This is a genomic window from Clostridium sp. 1001283B150225_161107_B6 (assembly GCF_015556325.1).
GTDB lineage: Bacteria > Bacillota > Clostridia > Lachnospirales > Lachnospiraceae > Enterocloster.
The window spans coordinates 437,797-453,580 of record NZ_JADNMD010000001.1; the positions used below are offsets into that span (position 1 = coordinate 437,797).

The 15,784-nt window shown below is 42.6% G+C and carries 16 protein-coding genes and 2 pseudogenes; 1 reads left to right on the forward strand and 17 read right to left on the reverse strand.

What is annotated here, in order from left to right; all coding sequences use genetic code 11:
- Nucleotides 1-57: 57 nt before the first annotated feature.
- The 4 genes from I2H39_RS02055 to I2H39_RS02070 form a co-directional block, all read right to left on the reverse strand.
- The gene (locus tag I2H39_RS02055; protein ID WP_138310239.1) at nucleotides 58-939 is read right to left on the reverse strand and encodes a mechanosensitive ion channel family protein; all 882 of its coding nucleotides are present in this window, start codon (nucleotides 937-939) and stop codon (nucleotides 58-60) included.
- 174 nt (nucleotides 940-1,113) lie between these two features.
- On the reverse strand, nucleotides 1,114-1,407 hold the full coding sequence (locus I2H39_RS02060) for a Smr/MutS family protein (RefSeq protein ID WP_227146551.1): 294 nt from the start codon (nucleotides 1,405-1,407) through the stop codon (nucleotides 1,114-1,116).
- A gap of 125 nt (nucleotides 1,408-1,532) precedes the next feature.
- Nucleotides 1,533-3,152: a hypothetical protein gene (locus I2H39_RS02065; protein ID WP_195625695.1), complete on the reverse strand. Its 1,620-nt coding sequence runs from the start codon at nucleotides 3,150-3,152 to the stop codon at nucleotides 1,533-1,535.
- A gap of 48 nt (nucleotides 3,153-3,200) precedes the next feature.
- A complete protein-coding gene (locus I2H39_RS02070) occupies nucleotides 3,201-5,087 on the reverse strand; it encodes an ABC-F family ATP-binding cassette domain-containing protein (RefSeq protein ID WP_195625696.1) in 1,887 nt (628 codons plus the stop codon).
- 145 nt (nucleotides 5,088-5,232) lie between these two features.
- Between I2H39_RS02070 and I2H39_RS02075 the strand changes: the two genes are divergently transcribed.
- Nucleotides 5,233-5,991, forward strand: coding sequence for a DUF434 domain-containing protein (locus I2H39_RS02075; RefSeq protein ID WP_195625697.1), 759 nt, complete (start codon nucleotides 5,233-5,235; stop codon nucleotides 5,989-5,991).
- Between the two features lie 144 nt (nucleotides 5,992-6,135).
- On the opposite strand, the gene I2H39_RS02080 is transcribed toward I2H39_RS02075, so the two are convergent.
- From I2H39_RS02080 to tsf, 13 genes and pseudogenes are all read right to left on the reverse strand, one after another.
- On the reverse strand, nucleotides 6,136-6,492 hold the full coding sequence (locus tag I2H39_RS02080) for a hypothetical protein (protein ID WP_138310243.1): 357 nt from the start codon (nucleotides 6,490-6,492) through the stop codon (nucleotides 6,136-6,138).
- A 488-nt stretch (nucleotides 6,493-6,980) separates the two neighbouring features.
- A pseudogene (locus I2H39_RS29585) lies at nucleotides 6,981-7,169 on the reverse strand (hypothetical protein); the annotation flags it as partial.
- Nucleotides 7,170-7,412: 243 nt separating this feature from the next.
- Nucleotides 7,413-7,820, reverse strand: a complete 408-nt coding sequence (locus tag I2H39_RS02085) for an ASCH domain-containing protein (RefSeq protein ID WP_138311071.1) — start codon at nucleotides 7,818-7,820, stop codon at nucleotides 7,413-7,415.
- A gap of 68 nt (nucleotides 7,821-7,888) precedes the next feature.
- Complete coding sequence (locus I2H39_RS02090) at nucleotides 7,889-8,536, reverse strand: phosphatase PAP2 family protein (RefSeq protein WP_195625698.1); 648 nt, start codon at nucleotides 8,534-8,536, stop codon at nucleotides 7,889-7,891.
- 109 nt (nucleotides 8,537-8,645) lie between these two features.
- The gene (locus I2H39_RS02095) at nucleotides 8,646-9,251 is read right to left on the reverse strand and encodes a helix-turn-helix transcriptional regulator (protein ID WP_138311073.1); all 606 of its coding nucleotides are present in this window, start codon (nucleotides 9,249-9,251) and stop codon (nucleotides 8,646-8,648) included.
- A gap of 53 nt (nucleotides 9,252-9,304) precedes the next feature.
- Nucleotides 9,305-9,523, reverse strand: a complete 219-nt coding sequence (locus I2H39_RS29590; protein WP_240305483.1) for a DUF6199 family natural product biosynthesis protein — start codon at nucleotides 9,521-9,523, stop codon at nucleotides 9,305-9,307.
- A 53-nt stretch (nucleotides 9,524-9,576) separates the two neighbouring features.
- Nucleotides 9,577-10,071 (reverse strand): AAA family ATPase, encoded by a 495-nt coding sequence (locus I2H39_RS02100; RefSeq protein WP_138311075.1) that lies wholly within the window; start codon nucleotides 10,069-10,071, stop codon nucleotides 9,577-9,579.
- A 249-nt stretch (nucleotides 10,072-10,320) separates the two neighbouring features.
- On the reverse strand, nucleotides 10,321-11,358 hold the full coding sequence (locus I2H39_RS02105; RefSeq protein WP_138311076.1) for a GGDEF domain-containing protein: 1,038 nt from the start codon (nucleotides 11,356-11,358) through the stop codon (nucleotides 10,321-10,323).
- Nucleotides 11,359-11,436: 78 nt separating this feature from the next.
- A pseudogene (locus I2H39_RS02110) lies at nucleotides 11,437-11,956 on the reverse strand (MBL fold metallo-hydrolase); the annotation flags it as partial.
- Nucleotides 11,957-11,963: 7 nt separating this feature from the next.
- Entirely contained in the window at nucleotides 11,964-12,548 is a 585-nt protein-coding gene (locus I2H39_RS02115; RefSeq protein ID WP_195625699.1) for a flavodoxin family protein, read from the reverse strand.
- 77 nt (nucleotides 12,549-12,625) lie between these two features.
- Nucleotides 12,626-13,174: a CD3072 family TudS-related putative desulfidase gene (locus tag I2H39_RS02120; RefSeq protein WP_195625700.1), complete on the reverse strand. Its 549-nt coding sequence runs from the start codon at nucleotides 13,172-13,174 to the stop codon at nucleotides 12,626-12,628.
- A 237-nt stretch (nucleotides 13,175-13,411) separates the two neighbouring features.
- Nucleotides 13,412-13,879, reverse strand: a complete 468-nt coding sequence (locus tag I2H39_RS02125; protein WP_195625701.1) for an immunity 22 family protein — start codon at nucleotides 13,877-13,879, stop codon at nucleotides 13,412-13,414.
- A gap of 944 nt (nucleotides 13,880-14,823) precedes the next feature.
- A complete protein-coding gene (gene tsf, locus I2H39_RS02135) occupies nucleotides 14,824-15,759 on the reverse strand; it encodes a translation elongation factor Ts (RefSeq protein WP_138311081.1) in 936 nt (311 codons plus the stop codon).
- Nucleotides 15,760-15,784: the final 25 nt, after the last annotated feature.

Genomic DNA, 15,784 nt, shown 5'->3' on the forward strand with positions numbered 1-15,784 from the left:
CTCTTAAATTCCGCATTCCTCCTAAATTCCGCTTTCCTCCTAAATTCCACTTTCCTCTTATATTCCGGTTTTCTCCGATATTCCGGTTTCCTCCGATATTCCGTACTCCGTTATCTTCCCGTTTTCCTGCGGTTCTCTACACGCATTCCCCGTAACCACATGGACATGCCTGTATGGAATGGAAATACCCGCAGCGTCGAAATTCGTTTTAATCAGGCGGCGGATATCACTGCAGGCGGTAAAATTGTCATCAATGTTCCGGGTCCAGACAGTGGATTTAAGGATGATTCCGTCGTCTCCCAGCTCCTTTACCGCCACATTGACCTTATTTCCCTCTGAGGGGTCCGGGCGTATGTCCACCACCAGCGGATAGGAGGCGATTGTCTCCCTCATCACTTCGATGGCCTGTTCCAGGTTGCTTTCATAGCTGACGGAGACCTCCATATAATTGCCAATATAGTCATTGTTGTAGTTGCTGTTTTCCACAATTGCCTTATTAATGACACTGTTGGGAATAATCATGCGGCTGTTGTGATAGGTCCTGATTACAGTATGACGCACCGTCATATCCTCCACTATTCCGGAGATACCCAGACTGCTTATATTCACCTTCTCGCCCAGATTAAAGGGGCGGGACCAGCTGAGCATGACTCCGCTTATAACATCTGCCAGAACCTGCTGGGCCGCAAAACCCACAATGGCAACTAACAGCGAGGAACTGGTAAGCAGGGTAGCGCTCAGCGCCTTTGTGGTATTGAAAAGGCCGCTGATGCAGATAAAGGCAATGATTGTCAGTATGACCTTTGACATGCTCCTGAGAAACTTGATGTGAATCTGTTCCTTCCGCTTCAATATCATCCCGAATATCTGATTGAGTGCGAACATTCCCCCACTCCAGAATACAACAATCACCGCTATCTTAATCAATAAAATCTGCATTCAAATATGTCCTTTCATATTATGTCTCTTATGTGCCATGGCCGCATTAGTAGTCTACCATACGGACCTGATTCTTGCAATCTCCAGATTCTGTCCATTATTGCAGCGCCATACCGTGCCTTCCATGCTTAAGCTCTTCAATCTCATCCGTAAATCCTTTATTCCTCATAATAATTAGAATTCCCTGAGCACCAGCTCTGTAATCCCCTGGTTGCTACCCATCTCGATTCGTTTCACCGCCGGCTCCCTGCCGTATCCGTACTCCTCCCGGAGCATGCTGCGAATCCGCGTACCGCCGTTATATCCATGAATGACACGAAGCCGGTAGATACTTTTACCGGCAGTATGTATCTGGATGTCAATTGCCTTTTTCGCTTCCTCTATGTTTTTCCCATGTACATCTATCTCTATAATTCCGCCTGTCATCTGTCCATCATCCCTCGCTTCTTCTGTCGCGTTACGGGGCATATCCTGTGAGTCCTGTATCTTGTGAGTCCTCTGTCCTGTGAGTCCTGCATCCTATAAGTCCTGCATCCTATAAGTCCTGCATCACATTAAGCTTATATTTTATCACACAAATAATCTCTGTCAAATCACGACACAAACTTTAAATCAAACAGAATATCCCCGGCTAACTCCTGAGGTACTGTATCCGCTTCCTCTGCCAACACCTGTTTAATAAAAGCAGCCTGTTTCCTGTCCACCCTTGCGTAAAGACTTCTGAACCGCAGCGCCCCCAGCAGCTTATCCCTGTATTCTTCCAGTGAGGCATCCTTCAGCAGATAAATCAGATAGGGCAGGCGGTCCCAGGAGTTCTCCTGCAGGAGAAGGAGTATCAGGTATCTTCTGACATGATATATGGTATACGGACCTGTTGCGTCTGCGCTCTGTGCTCCGGCTGCCGCCGCTGTTCCCTTTGATTCCCTCCATTTATCCTGTTCCTCATAAAGCATTCCGGCGCCGGGATGAACCCCATTTTTCCGGAGACACATGTAAGCTGCCTTGGATACGCAGGGCCTGGTGTCAAGAAGATACTTCCAGTATATCCCTTCCCCTTCCGCCCCCAGCAGCATACCTAAGGATTCCAGGGCGCTTCTAACCACTTTTTCTGATTCATGCTCCAAAAAAGGAAGGACAAGGCCAGTCACCTCCTGGTCCCCTCCCTGTTCCCCGATACCTAAAATGGCTGTTACCAGGTCTGGTCCCTTCAGATGGTCCTTATAAAATGCCAGTATATCCATCCGGCTGTGCTTCCTCATTATGTAGACCGCCAGGTCCCGTATACCGTGATTGGCGTCCAGCAGCAAATTCTCCGCCCCCGGCCAGGCGCATCCGAATACATGGTACTTATACTCCAATGCCTTTCTCCTGATACAGGAACTGCGGTGCATCAAGTAACGGTCAATCATTTCCATAGGGCATTGGTAATGAGTCAGCAGACCGGTCCATATGATGGACTGGCAGAAGCTGTGTCTTTCCCGGTCAAGAAGGTTTTCAGCGGTTTCCAGGTCCAGTCGTCTGCCCCCAAACAGGAAACGGTATACACTCTTTCTCATGTCATAATCCATGCCCAGAATGGATGGCACTGACAGGGCTCCCGCCTCTGCATCCAGCCGTTCCCCTATGGATTTCCCTATGCGCTCCACAGTCCGGTGGTCCTTTCTTCCGGAGCACCTTACCTTATCTAACGCCGTCATGGCCATGAACACTTCATTCAGCTGACACATTTCCAGGCGGTCTGATACTGCCCGGGCAGCAGCCAGACGCACCTGTTCCACCCAGTCGTTAAGGCGCAGTACCAGGAAAGGAAGGGCTCCAGGATAATCCGTCATTTCCTCCAGGCAGACCTGGCGGTAATATCCGTTGGGATGGAAGCTGCCCAGGGCCAATACCCAGTAATAATCCTCTTTTGACTGGAACCAGTCCCTTTTTTCTCTTATATCCAGGCTTCTCCAGTCAATTTCCCATTCCAAAGAAGTATACTGCCGGAATTTCTCACTGAGCTGTATCACCTGTCTCATGGTCATAGGCTCCATAACCAACCGTATAGCCCTTCCACCGCGCCGTATCAGCTCCCGGTCCTTTGACGCCATTGCACAATACGCCTGGGAAAGGCTGGACATATCCGTTTTTTCCAGTCTGGATATGGCTTGGGACAGTCTGGCATAATACCCTCGTTCCAACCGCTCCTTCCCGCATTTTTCCCAAAACATTAGGAAACCTCCCTTCTGACCATTACCTTCCGGTACATTGGCTTCTGTCTACAGAATCCCCACCTCCAGAGCTGTTTCCAGCCATTCCATACAGGCCCGGTGCCATTCCTCCCAGGCCTGTTTCAGACACTGGCATTGGTCTTCATATTCATCCATCTGCGCCCATACTCCGCCATTCCAGTATTCTCCGGAATCCTGCCACACGGACCGCAGTTCCGTCACCTGTCCCGCCAAATATTCCACTGCCTTTCCGGCAGGCTCCAGGCGCTGGGCGGCCAGACCCATTTTCCACTCCCTGTATGCATCTTCCTCCGGTATTTCCCTTAACCGGTGGCGTTCTGCTTTTGGCACGGCGCGGATGCCTGCTATCAGGGCCTGTTCCTCGGCCCTTATCTGCGCTGCCATGGAACCGCCCTGTTCCTCCCTGGACTTCCGCTCCAGATAGTGCTCATATCCAAAAGGATAATACATTACGGACTGGTTTTCAAATATCATCACTGCATCTGCAACCTGCTGTATAAAGTACCTGTCGTGCGATACAAATAAAACAGTTCCCTTATAAGCCCGGAATGCGGATTCCAGTGTCTCCTTTGCCTGAATATCCATATGGTTGGTAGGCTCGTCCAGAACCAGAAAATTAGGCCGGCTCTGCAAAAGTTCAGCCAGCACAAGCCTTGCCTTTTCACCGCCGGAAAGAGAGCTGACCCTCTTCTGGGCGTCTCTTCCCCAAAACAGATAAGCTCCAAGAATGCTCCTGGCCTCCTTCTCAGTCAAAGAGGGGAACTGGGCTGAAAAATGCTCCAGCACTGTCTGCTCCGACCGGATAGCTCCGCTGTGCTGGTCAAAATATCCAATAGTGGTCTGGTTTCCAAGGGAATAAATTCCTTCCAGCGCTGGCAGGAAACCTGCTATGGTTTTTAAAAATGTAGTTTTTCCTGCTCCATTGGGTCCCAAAAGGGCAATCTTCTGTCCGCGCCGTATGCGCATTGTAATTTCAAGCAGCGGTTTCTCATAGCCGATTTTCAGGTGTTCGGATGTGAACACCCACTTGCTGCCAGGTATCAGAGGATTAATCTCACCTGTAAAAATATGAACATCATCCTCCTGAGGTTTTTCCACCCGTTCCATATGTTCCATGGTCTTCCGCTTTGCCCTGGCAAATGCAGCTTTGTTTGGTTTGTGTTTAAAGCGTTCCACCAGATGTTCCAGACGGTCCAGCTCCTCCTGCTGGCGTTCATACGCCTTTTTTTGAATCCGAATCTGTTTCAGCTTTTCTTCCCGGTAATGGGTATAATTGCCCGGATAGCGCCTCAGTGATTTTCCGGACAGCTCATAGACAACATCCGCAACCTGGTCCAGGAAAAAACGGTCATGGGATACCATTACCACTGCCTTTGGGTAATGCTTCATATACTGTTCCAGCCATCCGGCTGTCTCCATATCCAGATGGTTGGTAGGCTCATCCAGCAGCAATATATCCGGCTTTTGAAGAAGCAGACGGATTAAGGCTATCTTGGTCTGTTCTCCGCCTGAAAACCGGCTAATGGGCTTTTTCTTATCTTCCTTTGGAAATCCGAAACCGGTAAAAAGGGTATCGTACTCACGCTCGTATTCAAACCGTTCCCGCTCAAAGGTGTCCCGGCAGGGACAGGCCTCCAGAAGCTCCTCCTCCACGGTCCTGTTTCCGTCCTTAAACGCCTGCTGGGACAGCATTCCCACAGTGAGCTGGCGGGAACACCGGATTCCCGGTCCCCGGCGTCTGTCATCCCGGTCCAGGGAAAGTTCCCCTGACACAAGCTTTAACAGGGTGGTCTTTCCAGCTCCGTTTCTTCCCACCACTGCTATCTTTTCATTGCCGTGTATCTCAAAATCAATGTGGGAGAGAATCACCCCGCCTCCCACTGATACGGTTCCGTTTGAAATTTGGTATAACATGACTGTATCCTCTATCTGTAATATTCTTATTTTGCTATCTGTATTATATCATGCCGCGCCTGGATATAGTATAACATACTTAAGATTGTAATTCCTTCCCAATTATTTTATACTATAAGCAGCTTGTATGAAAAGGAGAACTGATATGGAACAGGTCAGACGCGGCTATGTGCCGGAAGATGAAGCATTCTTTTACAGGGAGGACAGTCTGGGCAGGCTGCGTCTTGCCCAGGCAGACCTGCTCTACCTGATTGAGCGGGGCTATCCCATAAAAAACGCCTCTGTATTTACAGGAAATCACTATCTGCTCTCCGAACGGCAGCGCCTGGCGCTGGTGCGTGCAACCTCCTCCCGTCAGGCAGTGGCCGCACGCAGGAGCAGGGAAATCCCAGGTCCTGTTACGGGAAAGGAAGTTCACATAGACGGCTTCAATATTATCATCACCCTGGAAATCGCCCTTTCAGGATCCACCCTTCTCAAATGCATGGATGGCACAATCCGGGATTTGGCCGGACTTCGGGGAACATACCGAATCATTGACAAAACCCATGAAGCCATTGGTCTTTTGATGTGCCGGCTGAAGGAGCTGGAGGCAAAAAAGGCTTTCTTCTACCTGGACAGCCCCGTGTCCAACTCAGGCCGGCTGAAAAGCCTGATACTGGACACTGCGGCGGAAAACAGCCTGGATTGCCAGGTACACCTGGTTCCCAATGCCGATGCAGTCCTAAAGGAACAGGAGTATGTCATCACCAGTGATGCCATTATTCTGGACCACTGCAAAACCTGGACGAATCCCCTCCCCGGCCTTTTATCATCTTCTCTTCCCGGACTGCGTTATGTGGATTTGAGCATGCAGGGCACAGGGGCCAATTGGGATTGTGATTCCCGGCAGAAGGAGCAATGATAATACCATAGGCAGGCATGACAATATATTTGGTATACACTGAAACCAATTTCCTTCTCTCTTTCAGCTGTAATGATATGTCCATTCAAAAAAGAGAGGTCAGATAAACCATCCATCCCTCTCTCTGTCCGTCCTGCCAGCCGGTTATTTCTTTTTATCCCTGTCATTAAAGGATTTAAGCACCATCTGCGCCGGATAACAATAGGCATAAATACAGCTTTTCATAAGCTCCTGCTCCTGCTGGTTCTTACATACGCTGAGAATCATCTCTTTCTCATCTGCCTGGAGGTATGCCTCTCCGCTGTTGCCTCCCATTTCCCGGATTTCCTTATAAATACGGTATTTCTTGTAGTAATCCAGGCCGTTGAAATACTTTGCCTTCACTGGCTCCGGTACAATGTTCAGTTTATACCGTTCTGACATCCTTGCCAGTATGTTATGTATCTTCTCACAGTTTTCCCTGGTGTTGTTCAAATCAGGCATGCAATACAAATAGTCCATATGGAACCCCTTCTTCTGTAAACAAATTCTGATGATATTATGACAGATTTTTCCTTTGTATGCAAGGAGTTTTTTAAAGCCACATCAATGAGGCATTAAAAACTGCATTGAAAAGATTTCAGCACAGAGTCTGGCCGCAATAATATCCGCCAGTCCCATTCCTCCTCTGACTGCGTTCCCAGCCCCTCTTCTTTTGTTATTATTGTAAAATTATGGTATTATGGAGTATTAATAGTATCCGGAGTCAAGACCACCGGCTTAGCCGGTGGTCTTGACTTAATACTGAAGTATATTTTCTCAAATGTTTTGATTTTGTGGAAGGGTACTGGCTATGGAGCGTTTACGATTTGACGCTTACGTATTGACTCCATAACATTAAAAATAACTCCAGATAAGTAAAGGGTGCCAGATAATTAACATCCGGCGCCCTTTTAACTATTTGCCTCTGCAAACTGAAATTTGTCAATTTAATCGTTGTGGTTTAGATACTTTATATATTCACTTTGACTTCCGTCCCAATAACAATATATACATCTCCCATTTTTGAAAGTATGGATACAATTTTGGTAGCCATACAGAACATGCGTACATTTGGGGCACAACGCCGCCATTTTAGAACTTAATTTTATAAATTCACTTCCACATTCGTCACAAATAGAAACAGCATCTTCTTCCACTTCAAATACTCGAACCGACTTTGCTAGAATATTTAAAACCAAATCATCATTCGCATTAAAAAAAGCCCGCTTCAAGTATAATTCCAATTTTCCATTTTCCAAGCATAAGTTTGTAATTCGTTTTTGACCATATAAACTTTTCTATAAACGACACCTCCTACGCAGATTCAAATTTTTCTACCCGACAACCTGGGAGTTGACATTCCTAAAGGCTTTTGTGCAGAGTGTTACCTCTTTTATTCGTTACAGCACCTCAACAACTTCAAAACGCTCAAACGTAATAGGTGTTTGATTGGTAAAAGTATAACCGCGCCTGGCAGCGTCTCGTGTCCAATAACGTATATTGCCCGACTTCCATTGTTCAAAGTTTTCGTCCTCACCCTCAAGTTTGACCATATTCCAGGTTAAATCGCAAAACTTGACCGTATCAAGATACACCGTCTTTATCACACAGGCTGGATTGCCGCGCCCATCGAGTACAAGCGATAAATCGCCAACACTTGGGGTCTGTTCGTCCTCCAATACAACGGAGACTGTTGCAGTTTTCTTTCCGGTAAGTACCAGCGCCAAAAGTTCATCCGCCATTTCGGGACTATCGCCAAAAGCAAAGCATTCAAAATAGCTTTTATTTGTATTTTCTATCGAATCCATTTCTTATTTAATCTCCCTCAAATTCAAATTTTCTACCTATCAAATTGGGATTTGAGCATTTAGCACCTTTAATGCTTAAATTCCGTAATTAATGTCCTATATAACATAACTAATGATATACTCAATAATATTCCACCAATAATATCGGTCAGCCAATGAACCCCTGATATGGTTCTTCCTACCACCATAAATAATGTGAACACCGAAATCACTAAAACTATTATATTTTTAACTACTACACTTTTAATGCGATTTTTTAACTGAAGGATTGCTGTCGGCATTACACAAAGTATTAACAACGTTGTTGATGATGGATAAGAAGACTCTAGCCTGCCTTCGATGATAACTGGTCTATAATTAATAGCAAACTCTTCAAAAACCACATACCCAATTATTACAAGAATATAAAAGACCCCAAGTATTATTATATCTGAATCTACCTTGAACAAATTTCTACGTCTTATCAATTGAATTAATCCTAATACTCCAAATCCAAGTACAAATACAATAGCAACAAGCCCTAACCAATCCGTAACCTCATAATACCACAAATGCACCCCAGTCATTTTATGGAATGCATCATTTAATGTTGCAAATCCAACAACAGTTCCTCTTGGTCCAATTGCTTGCAAATCAATTTTTGTGATTGCCACCGTCCATAATACAAATGCAATAAAAGCAGTTAAAGTGATTCGTACATTTTTCTTTGTTTTCATTTTGTTACTTCCTTTTCGTTTTTATTTTGGCTCAGCACCTAAACTAACACTAACAAAAGAAGTTAAAAAACAAAAGAATTGCTTTGTCACATACAAGATACGATTCGTGTCATTCCCATTTTATCAGCATTATCGCCTTTATAATCAAGAAAAGTAATGTGAATCCAGCAGCATATGGCTGCGTACTCATGATAAAGAAAAAAGCTAATACCGTACTTAGTATCAATGATAATTTAGAATTATTCTTAACCCATATCACCTTATTGCAGTTCTGTAACGCCAATGTAAATATTCCTAAAACTACAATAGCAACAATTCCAATTATATAAGGGACTTTTATATATGAATTAACTTCGATAAAATTTAAAAGTGAAACCTCCTGTATCACACCATTTATGTTCTGTCCAAAAAAAGGCAAGAAGAAAAACATAATCAAACTGCAATCCAATGTCCCATAAATAATATCTCTATTTTTCTGTTCCTTTACTTTCTGCTCGTTTTCGGCCACGTCCAGCAGTTCCTCATTGGAAAGCAACTCATCCAATGATACGGAAAAATATTTCGAGATTACCTTCAAAGAATCAATATTCGGATAGCCTTTTCCAGACTCCCATTTTGAAATTGCGGTTCTTGATACATATAAATCGTTTGCAAGTTCTTCTTGCGTCAGTCCTCTATTCTTTCTAAGTTCTTTTAATTTTTCACTAAATTCCAAGTATTTTACTCCTTTACAACTTCCAATTTTTCTGCCCGATAAGCTTGAAGTTGTCACTCCAAAATCAACGGTAGCATAATCATTATGGCTCCTAATAGAGCAAACAAAATACCGCCAAATTTTGTACTTTTTAAATAGATGTCAGACGGTTCATCTGCACGATAAGATTTCCATTCTTCTGTTAATTTCCAAACCAAATGTGGCTTCAAAAAGATAAACATTCCTAACCCAAGGAATATTATTCCGCCACAAACACACTCCAACACATTCACACGCTCCTTTACAAATTCATATTTTTAGTTCTACAACCTGGAAGTTGTCGGTATTAAAGCGCCATTATTTTATCCACTATTTCACGAACGGTTTTATTGCTTGTTTCAATTTTTATCGTATCAAGAACTTGATACATAGAAATTCTTGCAACACTTCTATCAATAACATCAGCGGTGCGAACCTCTCGTGCCACATCTGCCCTTAATCTGTTTTGCAGATTCATTTCATCGACAGTCAGTGAGATTATCTTAACCATGCAATTTTCTGTATCAAGTTCGTTTAAAATGCTGTCAATAATAGATTGCTCGTGCATTACCCAACAAAAAATGACATTTTCATAAACAGAACAGTGAATAAAACTATTCAGCAAATAACAAATATTGCGTACTACCATCGCTTTAGTTTCATCGGTCACTTGAAATGGACTGGCATCCCAACACCAATCACCATCAAGGAATACGCTTTTATTCAAATCTCTTTTTAACTGTTGGCTTACTGTTGTTTTGCCAACTCCCATCGTTCCGCCAATTAAATAAAGTGTTTTCATAGATAGCCTCACAAATTCAAATTTTTCTACCCGACAAGCTGGGATTTAATGCATGGCATAATTTATCTTTACCATGTGGATATGGTCTTCCCAAACGCCATTGATATTTAAATAATATCTTGAAATTCCCTCGTTGATAAAATTATTTTTTTCCAACACGCTTAACTTCCAATTTTTCTACCTGACAAGCTGGAATTCGCTTTGTTCAACCTCAAAACTACCCATTGGGCACGACTGTCTGCCATAGCATTATCTAGCGTGTTTATCCATTTGTGGTTCATAAAAACTGCAGCCACTTTTTCCGTTTCTTTTTGTTTCATACAACGCACAATCCGCATGATGAAACAGTTCCTTTGAATATCCATGTGTAGAAAAAGCGACTCCTACTGATAATGATACGGGCGGCAGCTTATCAATCGGGTTTTTCAATCTATCGTTTATCTGTTTGATTTTTCTTGTTATGAAGTCTTTCTTATCGTATGTTAAATTATTCAATATTATGGCAAACTCATCTCCTCCGATTCTGGACACGATATCAGATGAACGGAATGAACTGCTTAGAATCTTTGACGTTTTAAATAGTATTTTATCTCCGATTTCATGTCCATAGGTATCATTAACGGATTTGAAAGAATCCACATCCACAAGAGCAAAGGCCAGCGGAAACTGCTCATTTTCAAGAAGATACGTCACGTTATCAAAGCCGCTTCTATTTAGAACGCCAGTCAGAGCATCGTGTTCTGCTTTATACTTCATCACCTCTCCTGCACGCAAAGATTCAAACAAATTATCATTGAGTTCACTTGCCAATTCTTTATTGAAAATAAGCCCATACACTCGCCCTAGCTTGATTAACGCCTCTTTTTCCTCTTCAGACCATATATGCTTTTTGAATTGCTGAAAACCAATGGAACCATCATATATCTGATTATTGCATCGGACATATCCATAATGGAGTACATTATCTGAAATGGCATACTGCTCTGAATCCTTAACATTATAACCACATACACGCTGATTATCGTACATATGGATTGCATCTTCATATGCGTCCGGAGGAAGCTGAATTACCTGTCCTACCGTATTATATTCTGGTTTACTAACACTCATAAATCGAAATACAAATTCTCTTTCAAGAGAAATCTTCTCTAGTGTATACACAACATCTAACTGAAAACTCTCCCTGATATTATTCAATAATTCCTGAAATGCACTTCCATTTAGTTTATCCTCTTCCATCAATGTACTCATAAATTTCTTTATAAACTCGTCTATTCTAGTCACCATAAGCTCTCCCCCCAATTCATGTTTCCATCTCGGCAAATTCCAATTTAAAAACTTGACCAACAAGGATTTGACTTACAGTCAGATTGACCAATCACCATAGCTGAAAGTTCCGCTACCATGATGAAGTTGTCCGCCTGTCTTGAGTTTTCTAAAAGCGTCTCGTATACGAATTACAATTTCCGGTTGAATGGCAAGCGAATGATGTGCGGGGAATATCCGCTTTGCATGTAATTTTGCAATCTTTTCAAGCGATTGCAAATAGGCATTGGGGTCAGTGGACGTAAACCACGCTGTTAGTGTGTCTTTGTAAACCAAATCACCCGTATTGAGATAGCCCTTTTCTTTTCCCCAAAAGCACATATGCCCTGGCGCGTGTCCGGGCGTATGCAATACATCAATCTTCCTACCGCCAATATCTATACATTCATTACCATACAATATTTTAGTAGGTATTCCTTGAAAAAGGTCGTACGTATTTACATCATAGCCGTCTGGCAAATTACAACGGTCAACCACATTACTCCTTTATTGTTTCTAACGGTTGCGGAAAACCGCCAGTAAGCCACTCAAGCTCTGCCTCGTGTGCATAAAAATCGGGAACTATACTATTCCTTATAAATGTTTTTTCCAAAATCGTAGGCCTCTATAAGATGGTTTGTTTTATCAATTTGTGGTTTTCCATTTGTGTCACCACATCCACCAGCAAGTAGCATCCCTTTATCATTAAAACCAATATAATTTATGATTGCAAATTTGTAATACGATACTGCTTGTTCATATGTCCAAAAGAAATTGTCGGCTGATGTCATCAATAAAGCAGCATCTTTTATTGGATATCTTTCATATCTTCCTAAAGGCGGATTAGAATCTTCTTCTGCGATACAATAAAATCTCTCAATAAATGCCTTGATTTTAGAAGATAGTGTCCAAAATAATAATGGAGATGCAAACACAATTAAATCTGCAGATTTAATTTTAGGTACAAGTTCATTGAATCCATCCTTTTGCACACAAGGTTTTCCATAACGACAAGCATTACAACCAATACAACCTTTCACTTCCGTTTTATTAAGGGGAATTTTTTCTACAGAATGTCCAGCTTCTTTTGCCCCTCGAATAAAAGCGTCTACCAATTGACTGGTATTACCATTAGCTCGTCCTCCACCTTGTATAACTAATATATCCTTCATTTTTTATATTTCCTCATCAACTTCAAATTTTTCTGCCCAACAAGTTGGAAGTTGTGCAATATCGCTCTATCCATTTTCTACCATTCTGTAGTCATAAACCGTTGAAGTTTTTCTTGTATATTGTCAGTTCCTTTTATACCTATCATCGGAATAGAAATTTTTTCTTGTAAAAGCTGGTAAGAAATTCTTTCTACAAACAGTCCCATTCCATTGATTTCTGCATTGTTGTCAGATGTTGTTTCTACACCACAATTTGGAGAACGATTTGCTCCAATAATGCCAATAATTTCAAATCCATATTTTTTATATTCTATGATTTGTTGTACTACATAATCAGCCAGCCTTGTTAGTTTTGCATTCGAGCTGTCACTTTTCATTGCCGAACGTATTCGTGTATTCTCTACCACTACAGGACTATCAACGCCATGAATATTCCCCCTATCAAGTCCTAAGCAGCAAAACTCTGGGCAGGGCATTTGGATAATACCAATATTAGCATTTAAGAAAAAATCTATAACATCTCTAAATACTGCCGGATAAACCGCCGTTCCATCAGAAATAGAGTTTTGATTTAAAAGGCAATGTGCGATAAAAATAACTTTTTTACTTCTTCCATCATTAAACATATTACATCCTCACAAAATTCCAATTTAAAAGCTTGACAAACAAGGATTTGACATTTCAATTAAAACTGTCCATAATGATTCTCCTTGAAAACACCTTCATCGCAGCTTCAAACTTTCCAGCACCACCAACCTATCGTTTTTCGGGGTCATTCGAGCCGCTGCAAAATTTTTTATTCAAGTATAGCTGAAACACGTTGTTTAGGCCTATGTATCCTTTTGTAATGTGATGTCGTAAAGTCACATAGGACAAGGAGCTTCTAAAACGCCGCCATCATATTTGAAATTATATAAAGCAACTGCCGTATTACACTCCGAAAAACGGCAGCTCGCCAAGCCTTTTACTTTATCCTGGAACGATTCACAATCAGAAAATCCGTCAAATAATTTTTCAAAATCCTTTGTGTCGTAGTCCAGGACGCACGCTTCTCGAAAATCTTCATCAAATGATAATCCAAAATCGTATTCAAATTGATTAAAAAACTCATAATTAAACAGTTCCTTCCGTTCATTTTCACAATCTCTATGCCGATTGGCAGGAATAAACAGATTCTTCCATATATCACTCTGTTCTGCTCTTTCCATGTCCCCATTAAAGTCATCGTCAAAATATACCGTTGACAGGTATTCATCAACCATATTGTAATTTTTACATTTACCTATCCAAAGCGAAACATACCCCTCCTTTTCACTGTAATCATAAATCATAAGTCAGTCTCCTTTACTACTTTGATTTGTTTTCCAGCATTTTATATAGACGCACAAAAAGATTATCCCGACTTTTAGAGGAACTGGAGATAACCACTGTTTTTATGCCTATATTCTACCATAAAGCCAATCCCCCGTCTATCTCATTGCCTGCCAGTCATGTTTTCCTTCATAATAGTCTTATGAATATACTACAAACGATTTTTACTGACCATTTCGAAGAAATGATTTATCTCCAACACCCTCGTGACTCTGTCATCGAGAATGTAGAAAAAATGATTCTCTGCGGTAATCCTGCCTTTGGTGGTGCCATGTATACCTGTCCTTTCTGTGGGAATTTCAAATATGTTCCTTTTCGATGCCATTCCCGCTTCTGCCCTTCCTGCGGTAACATGTATTCCATTGACAAGACTACTTCTATGTCCTTTAAAATCATTGATGTCCCGCACCGGCACTGCGTCTTTACAATCGCCTGTGAACTACGCCCCCTTTTCCTTCAAGACCGTACTCTTTTAAACTGCCTGTTTTCTTCTGTCAACAGCGTCATCACTCGCTTGTTTCATAAAGATAATAAATCAGAACGTTTTACTCCCGGCTTCATTTGTGTCCTCCATACCTTTGGCAGGGATTTGAAATGGAATCCTCATATCCATTGCTTAGTCTCGAAAGGCGGCGTTGGTATCTCGCTCCTGTGGCGTCACAAAACGCACTTTAATTACAAGCTCGCATACAATATATTCAAAATCCTCCGGAAGGGATGACCTCTGATGAAGTTCATGACATGAGTGATGAGGACCTTTTGGATATGGATAACTTTTTACAGTAAAAAAGACCCAAAGCATGCAAAAAACATACTTTAGGTCTCTATTTTTTCTTTTTATTTCCCAAAAACGGTCTGTTTTACGGGAGAATCAGTCGATTTCCAATGGGAGAACAACAACAGATTACATTCCCATCTGCTTAGCTACCTCAGCAGCAAAGTCTTCGTTCTTCTTCTCTAAACCTTCGCCGGTCTCGAAACGTACGAACTTCTTTACCTTGATGGAAGCGCCGTTAGCCTTAGCCACAGATGCAACGTACTGTGCAACGCTCTGCTTGCCGTCTTCTGCCTTTACATATACCTGGTCTAACAGACAGGTTTCCTTCAGCTCTTTGTTGATACGGCCCTTTACCATTCCCTCGATAATCTTATCATTGGCATCCGGCTTCTCATTCTTAGCTGCAGCGGTAAGGATTTCAGTCTCCTTTGCAATGTAATCAGCGCTTACTTCGTCTCTGCTGGTGAACATTGGCTTTAAGGCTGCTGCCTGCATAGCCACGTTCTTAGCCATATCCTTGATATCGTCATTGACAACATCGGTCTCTACGTCTACCAGTACGCCAATCTTTCCGCCTGCATGGATATAGGATGCAACAAAGCCGTTTGCCTCCACAACCTGCTCAAAGCGGCGGATGTTCATGTTCTCGCCGATGATTGCAATCTGGGAAGCAAGAGCTTCCTTTACGGACAATGACTCGTCCTTAGCCCATCTCTCCTCCATGAATGCATCTAAGTCCTTAGCGGAAGTGGCAAGTGCCTGTGCTGCAACGTCTGCAACATAGGTCTGGAACTTCTCGTTCTTGGCAACAAAGTCAGTCTCAGCGTTAACCTCTACGATAACAGCCTTCTTCTCATCATCAGCTAATGCGGTAGCTACGATGCCTTCAGCTGCAATACGTCCGGCCTTCTTGGCTGCTCCGGCAAGACCTTTTTCCCTTAAGAACTCTACTGCCTTATCCATATCGCCGTCAGTAGCTGCAAGAGCTTTCTTACAGTCCATCATTCCGGCACCGGTCATCTCTCTTAACTCTTTTACCATTGCTGCGGTTACTGCTGCCATTTCATCTTCCTCCAATTTTAAAGTT